Origin of the sequence: Clostridium sp. AF02-29, assembly GCF_934835585.1 — a bacterium.
In the GTDB taxonomy this organism is placed as follows: Bacteria; Bacillota; Clostridia; order Lachnospirales; family Lachnospiraceae; genus Otoolea; species Otoolea fessa.
Genome location: NZ_CAKVZK010000014.1, coordinates 19634 through 29297, shown reverse-complemented (window position 1 = coordinate 29297; position 9664 = coordinate 19634). Strand labels below are relative to the sequence as shown.

7 protein-coding genes are annotated in these 9664 nt (G+C 50.6%); 6 read left to right on the top strand and 1 reads right to left on the bottom strand.

All coding sequences use genetic code 11. From position 1 onward, the window contains the following. The 5 genes from infB to PUQ60_RS05300 form a co-directional block, all read left to right on the top strand. Positions 1 to 2084: translation initiation factor IF-2 (gene infB / locus PUQ60_RS05320; RefSeq protein WP_273380910.1), on the top strand; the 2084-nt coding region annotated here is incomplete at its 5' end. 16 nt (positions 2085 to 2100) lie between these two features. Then, a complete protein-coding gene (gene rbfA / locus PUQ60_RS05315) occupies positions 2101 to 2493 on the top strand; it encodes a 30S ribosome-binding factor RbfA (protein ID WP_022360140.1) in 393 nt (130 codons plus the stop codon). Further along, a complete protein-coding gene (locus tag PUQ60_RS05310) occupies positions 2486 to 3457 on the top strand; it encodes a bifunctional oligoribonuclease/PAP phosphatase NrnA (RefSeq protein WP_273380908.1) in 972 nt (323 codons plus the stop codon). The genes rbfA and PUQ60_RS05310 overlap by 8 nt, the downstream gene beginning before the upstream one ends. An 82-nt stretch (positions 3458 to 3539) precedes the next feature. Further along, on the top strand, positions 3540 to 4517 hold the full coding sequence (gene truB, locus PUQ60_RS05305) for a tRNA pseudouridine(55) synthase TruB (protein ID WP_273380906.1): 978 nt from the start codon (positions 3540 to 3542) through the stop codon (positions 4515 to 4517). Position 4518: 1 nt separating this feature from the next. Next, positions 4519 to 5445, top strand: coding sequence for a bifunctional riboflavin kinase/FAD synthetase (locus tag PUQ60_RS05300; RefSeq protein ID WP_118523885.1), 927 nt, complete (start codon positions 4519 to 4521; stop codon positions 5443 to 5445). Between the two features lie 21 nt (positions 5446 to 5466). On the opposite strand, the gene PUQ60_RS05295 is transcribed toward PUQ60_RS05300, so the two are convergent. Beyond that, entirely contained in the window at positions 5467 to 5892 is a 426-nt protein-coding gene (locus tag PUQ60_RS05295) for a DUF3842 family protein (RefSeq protein WP_118524504.1), read from the bottom strand. Between the two features lie 410 nt (positions 5893 to 6302). Here PUQ60_RS05295 and carB point away from each other — a divergent pair, with 410 nt between their 5' ends. Beyond that, the gene (gene carB, locus PUQ60_RS05290) at positions 6303 to 9515 is read left to right on the top strand and encodes a carbamoyl-phosphate synthase large subunit (RefSeq protein ID WP_022360145.1); all 3213 of its coding nucleotides are present in this window, start codon (positions 6303 to 6305) and stop codon (positions 9513 to 9515) included. Positions 9516 to 9664 lie beyond the last annotated feature (149 nt).

The following is a 9664-nucleotide window of genomic DNA, read 5'->3' as shown; positions in this document are numbered from 1 at the left end:
GAAGCGGCGGCTATCAGGGAAACCGTGACGGACAGAGAAGCGGCGGCTATCAGGGAAACCGTGACGGACAGAGAAGCGGCGGCTATCAGGGCGGCCGTGATGGTCAGAGAGGCGGACGCGATGGACGCGGCGGTTTAAATATTCCGAAGCCATCCTTCGAAAGCCCGGTTGTACAGAAACCGCAGAACAACAAGCAGAATAAGAATAATTACAAGAACGATAAATATAGCAAGATCGACCATGAGGAAGAGATGCACTCCAAGGGAAGAGGCGGAAAGAACGTAAAGAGCGCTGTTCAGCCGCCGCAGAAGAAGGAGGCAAAGGTTGAGGAGATCAAGACAATCACGATCCCGGAGGTAATCACCATCAAGGATCTCGCAGACAAGATGAAACTTCAGCCGTCTGTGATTGTAAAGAAGCTCTTTTTACAGGGCAAGGTTGTCACCATCAATCAGGAAGTAGATTACGAGCAGGCAGAAGAGATCGCGATGGAGTTTGACGTACTCTGTGAGAAGGAGGTCAAGGTTGACGTCATCGAGGAACTTCTGAAAGAGGAAGAAGAGGATGAGAAGGACATGGTAACCCGTCCGCCGGTTGTATGCGTTATGGGCCATGTCGATCATGGTAAAACCTCCCTTCTGGATGCAATCCGCCAGACCAATGTAACTGCAAAAGAGGCAGGCGGTATTACCCAACACATCGGTGCGTACATGGTAGAGATCAACGGACAGAAGATCACATTCCTCGATACGCCGGGACATGAGGCATTTACCGCAATGCGTATGCGTGGTGCAAAATCCACTGATATTGCAATCCTCGTTGTTGCAGCAGATGACGGTGTTATGCCGCAGACCATCGAGGCGATCAACCATGCGAAGGCAGCAGGTGTTGAGATCATCGTAGCGATCAACAAGATCGATAAGCCGAGTGCCAATATCGAGAAGGTAAAACAGGAGCTTATCGAGTACGAACTGGTTCCGGAGGACTGGGGCGGCAGCACCATCTTCGTTCCGGTATCTGCACATACCAAGGAAGGTATCAAGGAACTGCTTGAGATGATCCTTCTGACTGCAGAGGTCAAAGAGTTAAAGGCAAACCCGAACCGTAATGCGAGAGGTCTTGTCATCGAGGCGGAGCTGGATAAGGGTAAAGGTCCGGTTGCGACCGTCCTGGTACAGAAAGGTACCCTTCATGTCGGTGATCCGATCGCGGCAGGTGCCTGCTACGGCCGTGTCCGTGCGATGATGGACGATAAAGGACGCCGCGTCAAAGAGGCTGGTCCGTCCACTCCGGTCGAGATTCTGGGTCTTAATGACGTGCCGAACGCCGGCGAGGTATTTGTACAGCCGGAGAACGAGAAAGAGGCGAGAAGCTTTGCAGAAACCTTTATCTCTGAGAGCAAGAATAAGTTAATTGAAGATACAAAGATGAAGCTTTCCCTGGACGATCTGTTCTCCCAGATCAAGGCAGGAAATGTAAAGGAACTTCCACTGATCGTCAAGGCAGACGTACAGGGTTCTGTCGAGGCAGTAAAGCAGAGCCTGATGAAGCTGTCCAACGAGGAAGTCGTAGTCAAGGTCATCCACGGCGGTGTTGGTGCGATCAACGAGTCCGACGTCAGTCTGGCAGCCGCATCCAACGCGATCATTATTGGTTTCAATGTGCGCCCGGACGCAACCGCGAAGTCCATCGCAGAGCGTGAGAAAGTAGACGTTCGTCTCTACCGCGTCATCTATCAGGCAATCGAGGATGTCGAGGCAGCGATGAAGGGTATGCTTGACCCGATCTACGAGGAGCAGGTAATCGGTCACGCTGTTGTACGTCAGACCTTCAAGGCTTCCGGCGTTGGTACTATCGCTGGTTCCTACGTCCTGGATGGTAAATTCCAGAGAGGCTGCAAGGCACGTATTACCCGTGACGGCGAGCAGATCTTCGATGGTCCGCTGGCATCCTTAAAGCGTTTCAAGGACGACGTGAAGGAAGTTGCTTCCGGATACGAGTGCGGTCTTGTATTTGAGAAGTTCAACGATCTGCAGGAAGACGATATGATCGAAGCATATGCGATGGTAGAGGTTCCGCGCTAGAAAGGCAGAGGGATTCATGCGTAAAAATAGCATTAAAAATACAAGAATTAACAGTGAAGTACAGAGAGAGCTGAGTTCCATCATCAGCCGTGAGCTGAAAGATCCGCGGATTCATCCGATGACAACGGTTGTCTCCGTGGAGGTAACTCCGGATCTCAAGTACTGCAAGGCGTATATCAGCGTGTTAGGCAACGAGGAAGCGGCGAAGGATACGATCCAGGGACTGAAAAGTGCTGTCGGATTTGTCCGCACCCAGCTTGCAAAACGCATTAATTTACGGAATACGCCGGAAATAACATTTATTCTCGATCAGTCGATTGAGTACGGTGTACACATGACCCGCCTGATCGATGAAGTAACTGAAAATCTCAGAGACTCAGAATCGGGAGATGAGGAAGAAAATGAGTAAAAATATCTTAGAGGCGTCACTGGAAGGGGCGGAGCACATCGTACTGCTTGGTCACATCCATCCGGACGGAGACTGTATCGGAACGACTCTGGGACTGCTTAACTATCTGCGGGAGAATTATCCGCAGATAGAGGCAGAACTGTTTCTCGACCATCCGGCTGCTAAATTTTCTTATATGAATGATTTTGAGAAAATTCATACCGAGATTGTGCCGGAAAAACAGTTTGATCTGTGCATTACGCTGGATGCCAGCGACAAAGAGCGTCTGGGCGGCTACGCGGTCTATTTTGACAGCGCCGCCAAGACACTCTGTATCGATCATCACAGAACCAATACAGGATTTGCAGAACAAAATTACATCATTCCGGACGCAAGCTCCTGCAGCGAAGTGTTATACACGCTTCTTGATGAGGCAAAGCTCAGCAGGGAGGCGGCAGAGTGTCTCTATACCGGAATTGTGCATGACACAGGTGTATTTAAGTACAATTCAACGACCCGGAAAACGATGGAAATCGCGGGCACGCTGATGGAAAAAGGCGTGAACGCGGCGAAGATCATCGACGACAGCTTTTACCGCAAGACCTACGCACAGAACCAGATTCTCGGAAAAGCTCTGCTTAGCAGTACACGGATTCTGGATGGAAGATGTATTTTCAGTGTGGTTTCCCAGAAAGAAATGGAGTTTTACGGTGTCGATACGAACGATCTGGATGGCATTATCGATCAGCTCCGGATTACCGAAGGAGTGGAATGTGCCATTTTCATCTATGAAAAGGCGTTCAACGAGTACAAGGTCAGCCTTCGTTCCAACGATTATGTCGATGTGAGCAAGGTGGCGGCGTATTTCGGCGGCGGCGGGCACATCCACGCGGCGGGCTGCACGATGCAGGGACATCCGAGGGATGTGATCAACAACCTGACGGGACATATTGAGAAACAGATGGATGCCCGTAGGGAGGAATAGGAGGTTCTGTTGCTGATTGCGCTGCCTGCTTTCAGGTGCACAGCGCATGGACGGTAATAGTTCTGATTTTTTAGGAGATTTTATGTTTCACGGTGTGATAAACATTTATAAAGAACCGGGGTTTACGTCCCACGATGTGGTGGCGAAGCTCCGGGGCATTTTGAGACAGAAAAAGATCGGTCATACGGGTACGCTCGATCCGGCAGCGGAGGGCGTACTCCCTGTATGTCTGGGGAAGGGCACGAAGCTGTGCGACCTTTTGACGGATAAGAGGAAGACGTATCAGGCAGTTCTTTTGCTGGGAACCGAAACCGATACGCAGGATATGACAGGAACGATTCTTTCGGAGAAACCGACGGAACAGCTGACAGAACCGGCAGTCCGCGGGGCGGCGGAGAGATTTGTTGGTCCGTATATGCAGGTACCGCCGATGTATTCAGCGCTCAAGGTCAACGGAAAGAAGCTCTACGAGCTGGCGAGAGCCGGAAAAGAGGTAGAGCGGGCAGCGCGTCCGGTGGAAATCTATGATCTTCAGATAGATGCGGTGGAATTGCCGCGTGTGACGATGACCGTGACCTGTTCCAAGGGAACCTACATCCGTACCCTGTGCCATGACATCGGTGAAAAGCTGGGATGCGGCGGCTGTATGGAAAAACTGATCCGCACCCGCGTCGATCGATTTGCGATCGGGGACAGCCTGCGCCTGTCCGAGGTGGAAGCGCTGGCGAAAGCCGGTCAGATCGAGGATAGGATCGTGCCGGTGGATGGAATGTTTGAGGACTGCCCGGCGTATGTGTCGGAGAGTGAGGTTCTGGATAAGCTTCTGCAGAATGGAAATCCATTCCCGAAGGGGCTGGGACCGAGAGACGGCTGCTTAGTGCAGAGCGGAAGCAGTTTGGCTGAACACCAGGTTTCTGCGGATGGAAACTCAGAGATGGTACTTCCGGATTCTGGAATCATCCGCGTCTATGACAGCAAAAACCAGTTTATCGGTCTCTATGCCTATCAGCCGGAGAAGAAACAATGGAAACCACGTAAGATCTTTCTGGGAGGAGAGTAAGATGCAGTATTTTGCCGGAACCAGAGAATTTCAGATAAAAGAGCCGACTGCGGTCACGATCGGTAAGTTTGACGGTCTTCACAGAGGGCATCAGAAGCTGCTGCGGGAAGTGATGCGGTATCGGGAAAAAGGATATAAACCAGCGGTGTTTACCTTTGAGACGGCACCGGGAACCTTGATCCGGGGAAAGCTGCAGACGATGATCACGACCAACGAGGAGCGCGAGGAGAACCTGCGCGAGGCGGGGGTGGAGTATCTGGTGGAATATCCGTTCAACCAGGAAGTCGCACATATGGACCCGGAACAGTTTGTTGCCGAGATTCTGGTCGGCAAGATGGGCGCAAAGGCGATCGTGTCCGGTCCGGACTGCCATTTTGGCTACCAGCGGAAGGGCGATGCTGAACTGCTTCGGAAACTGGCACCGAAATATGGATATGAGGTGTCGATCGTTGAAAAGGCGATGGACGGCGATCGCGAGATCAGCAGCACCTATATCCGGGAAGAGCTGGCGAAGGGAAATATCCGCAAGGCGAATGAACTGTTGGGATACGAGTACCGGATCAGCGGACAGGTGGTACACGGGGAGCATTTAGGTTCCACCCTAGGTTTTCCGACGGCGAATATCCTGCCGGGAATCCAGAAACATCTTCCGGCGTTCGGGGTATATCTCTCCCGGACGGTGATTGAGGGTGCTTCTTATGGAAGTATCACGAATATTGGAAAAAAACCGACGATTGCCGGGGAACGACCGGCGGGTGCGGAGACATATATCTATGATCTGGATGAAAACCTGTATGGGAAAAAGATAGAGGTTCATTTTTTAGATTTTATGCGGCCGGAGATGAAATTTTCCGGGGTGGATGAGTTGAAGATGCAGGTTTTGAAGGATAAAGAGACCGGGAGAAAAATGCACGGAGCGGAACGATGAGAGTTCAGCTTCGTGCATTTTTTAAATATGATTCAGGTAGGCAGCTGCTTCCTCTGCCGCCAAATGGATATATTCATTCATCGGTAAATTCTGTGTTCCTACTAAAATATGGCGGCAATAGGAGCTTCCACTGACAGGAATCAGGATTTTCTGGGCGCGGCTTTGTCCGATGGCGGCTGCCATGGCGGGGGTGATTTCTCCTAAGAGGGAGTCTGCAATGACGATGCCGATTGGTCCGATGATTAGGTCGGCATCGCGGCAGGCGACAAGAACGGGGTTTTCTCCGGTGGCGCCCATGGCAGCTCCGGCTTTCATCATCGCGGCAGTGGCAGTGGTGTTGGCACCGAGCGCGAGAAGCGGCTGTCCGGGACAGAGTTTATGGATTTCTTCTACGAGGGCGCGCCCCATGCGTCCGCCCTGACCGTCGATGATGACAACTTTTTTCATAATGGATAACCCCTTTCCTTTTCGTAGGATTTTCGTAGGACAAGATAATAAAAAAGAATGTGCCTTGGCACATTCTCGCGCAGGAACGAAAATAAGAGGGTCTAAATCTGCCTTTTTGACAAAATAAACACCCCAGTATATCTTTCCTATAATATCATAGAAGATCAAATTTGAAAAGCGAAAAAGATCGATTTTTGTAAAATTTTTTGTTTACAAATAAAGCGCTTTCTATTATAATGCTGATAATGGCTAACTGGGGTCTGGCAGAGCTGCGATTGGCGGAGGCTGTCAGGATGACGGAAGATCAGACAGACGCGCGTGAAGGCACCGCGGAGGTGCTTGATTTTTAGTTGATCCGGGAGGCCGCTTTTTTAAAGCCAAAAAACAGCAGACAATGAGAGGGAGAAAACATGAGGAGAAATGACATTCACAAAGTATTGATTATCGGTTCCGGTCCAATCATTATCGGACAGGCGTGTGAGTTCGATTATTCGGGAACACAGGCGTGCAAGGCACTGAGAAAACTCGGCTATGAGATTGTGCTGGTCAATTCCAATCCGGCTACGATTATGACGGATCCGGAGACAGCAGATGTGACTTATATTGAGCCGCTAAACGTAGACCGTCTGACTCAGATCATTGAAAAAGAGCGCCCGGATGCGCTGCTCCCGAACCTGGGTGGACAGTCCGGACTGAACCTCTGCTCCGAATTGGCAGCAGCAGGTGTTCTGGATAAATATGATGTTAAAGTAATCGGCGTTCAGGTTGATGCTATCGAGCGTGGTGAGGACCGTATCGAGTTTAAGCATACAATGGAAAGCCTGGGCATCGAGATGGCTAGAAGTGAAGTTGCCTACAGCGTTGAGGATGCACTGGCAATCGCAGATAAACTGGGTTATCCGGTTGTTCTTCGTCCGGCTTACACCATGGGCGGCGAAGGCGGCGGTCTTGTATATAACGTAGAAGAACTGAAGACCGTGTGTGCAAGAGGCCTGCAGGCCAGCATGGTTGGTCAGGTTCTGGTAGAGGAGTCTATCCTTGGATGGGAAGAGCTTGAGCTGGAAGTTGTCCGCGATGCGAAGAACAACATGATCACTGTCTGCTTTATTGAAAATATTGATCCGCTGGGCGTACACACCGGAGATTCCTTCTGTTCTGCTCCGATGTTAACCATTTCGGAAGAAGTGCAGAAACGTCTGCAGGAGAAATCCTACAAGATCGTAGAAGCAATCCAGGTAATCGGCGGTACCAACGTACAGTGGGCACACGATCCGAAGACAGACCGTGATATTGTTATCGAGATCAACCCGAGAACCTCCCGTTCGTCCGCACTGGCATCCAAGGCAACTGGTTTCCCGATTGCACTGGTATCAGCGATGCTGGCAACCGGTATGACTCTGGATGAGATTCCATGCGGCAAGAGCGGCACTCTGGATCAGTATGTTCCGTCCGGCGACTATATTGTTATCAAGTTTGCACGCTGGGCATTTGAGAAGTTCAAAGGCGCAGAGGACAAGCTGGGAACCCAGATGAAGGCAGTCGGCGAGGTTATGAGTATCGGAAAGACCTACAAAGAGGCATTCCAGAAGGCGATCCGAAGCCTGGAGAGAGGCCGCTACGGTCTTGGTCATGCGAAAGACTTCGATAAGAAGACAAAAAAAGAACTGCTTGCGATGCTGCATGTTCCGAGCAGCGAACGTCAGTTCATTATGTACGAGGCACTTCGTAAGGGCGCTACCGTAGACGAGCTGTTCGAATTAACCAAGATTAAACATTACTTCATCCAGCAGATGAAAGAACTGGTAGAAGAGGAAGAAAGCCTGATGCAGTATAAGGGCGAGGTTCCGCCGGTTGAGGTTCTCCGCCAGGCGAAGCTGGACGGTTTTGCAGATAAATATTTAAGCGAGCTGTTAGGCGTTACTGAGGAAGAGATCCGCGATGCAAGAACCAAAGAGGGTATCGTAGAAGGCTGGGAGGGCGTACACGTAAGTGGCACACCGGATTCCGCATACTACTTCTCCAGCTACCATATCAAGGATCAGAGTCCGTGCAGCGACAACAAGAAGATCATGATTCTGGGCGGCGGTCCGAACCGTATCGGTCAGGGTATTGAGTTTGACTACTGCTGCGTACATGCAGCTATCGCCCTGAAAGAGCTTGGATTTGAGACAATTATCGTTAACTGCAACCCAGAGACCGTATCTACAGACTATGATACCTCCGATAAACTGTATTTCGAGCCGCTGACTCTGGAAGATGTATTAAGCATCTATCACAAGGAGAAACCGCTGGGAGTTATCGCACAGTTTGGTGGTCAGACACCGCTGAACCTGGCAGCAGACCTGAAGAAATATGGTGTCAACATTCTGGGTACAACTCCGGAAACCATCGACATGGCAGAGGATCGTGACCTGTTCCGTGCGATGATGGATAAACTGCAGATTCCGATGCCGGAGTCAGGCATGGCAGTTACTGTAGAAGATGCATTGGAGATTGCTAATAAGATCGGTTATCCGGTTATGGTTCGTCCGTCCTATGTACTTGGCGGCCGCGGCATGGAGGTTGTTCATGACGATGAAGCGATGACCTTCTATATGAGAGCAGCTGTCGGCGTAACTCCGGACCGTCCGATCCTGATTGACCGTTTCCTGCATCATGCAACCGAGTGTGAAGCAGATGCGATCAGTGATGGCGAGAACGTATTTGTTCCGGCAGTTATGGAGCATATCGAGCTGGCAGGTATCCATTCCGGAGACTCCGCTTGTATCCTTCCGTCCAGAAATCTGACCAAGGATCAGGTAGAGACAATCCGCGATTACACAAGCCGTATCGCAAAAGAGATGCACGTAGTAGGTCTGATGAACATGCAGTATGCAATCGAGGACGGCGAAGTATACGTGCTGGAGGCAAACCCGAGAGCATCCCGTACCGTGCCGCTGGTATCTAAAGTATGCAACATCAAGATGGTAAAACTGGCAACGGATATCATGACTTCCTACTTAACAGGCCGTCCGTCACCGGTTCCGGCACTGAAAGAGAAGAAGATTCCGCACTACGGTGTTAAGATGCCGGTATTCCCGTTCAAGATGTTCCCGGAGGTTGACCCGGTACTTGGACCGGAGATGCGTTCCACCGGTGAGGTTCTTGGTATGTCCACCAGCGTTGGTGAGGCTATCTACAAGGCACAGGAAGCAACCCAGACACGTCTTCCTTCCTCAGGAACTGTCCTCCTGAGTGTCAATGACAAGGATAAGATAGAGCTTATCGAGGTTGCAAGAGGCTTCTACGAGTGTGGCTTTACCCTGATGGGTACAGGCAGAACCTGTGATGTGATGGTAGCAGCAGGACTTCCGGCTGAGAAGGTATGCAAGATCAACGAAGGCCGTCCGAACATTTTAGATAAGATTACCAACGGAGAAGTGGCAATCATCATCAATACCCCGAACGATAAGAAGGGCAGAGGCGATGACAGCTACATCCGTAAGGCAGCTGTAAAGGCGAAGATTCCGTACTTCACCAACATGGCAGCAGCAAAGGCTACCGTACAGGCTCTGAGAAGTATCAAGAAGAACGGACATCTGGAGGTTAAGTCCCTGCAGGAGTTCCATAGCGAGATTCAGTAAATAAAAATAAAAGGATAAAATCCATTGTTACAAAGTCGTTTCAGTGGATTTTACCGTGACAGTGAATTAATTGAGCTGTTATAGAAAAGAGCGTCTGCCCGGCTGTGAATGCGGGGCTGGCGCTCTTTTAATTGCAGATTAGGAATTTT

What these genes read in the sequence shown, in the direction of transcription:
- PUQ60_RS05300 (WP_118523885.1), top strand. Translation starts at nt 4,519, where the DNA reads ATGCAGTATTTTGCCGGAACCAGAGAATTTCAGATAAAAGAGCCGACT.
- carB (WP_022360145.1), top strand. Translation starts at nt 6,303, where the DNA reads ATGAGGAGAAATGACATTCACAAAGTATTGATTATCGGTTCCGGTCCA.
- rbfA (WP_022360140.1), top strand. Translation starts at nt 2,101, where the DNA reads ATGCGTAAAAATAGCATTAAAAATACAAGAATTAACAGTGAAGTACAG.
- truB (WP_273380906.1), top strand. Translation starts at nt 3,540, where the DNA reads ATGTTTCACGGTGTGATAAACATTTATAAAGAACCGGGGTTTACGTCC.
- PUQ60_RS05295 (WP_118524504.1), bottom strand. Translation starts at nt 5,892, where the DNA reads ATGAAAAAAGTTGTCATCATCGACGGTCAGGGCGGACGCATGGGGCGC.
- PUQ60_RS05310 (WP_273380908.1), top strand. Translation starts at nt 2,486, where the DNA reads ATGAGTAAAAATATCTTAGAGGCGTCACTGGAAGGGGCGGAGCACATC.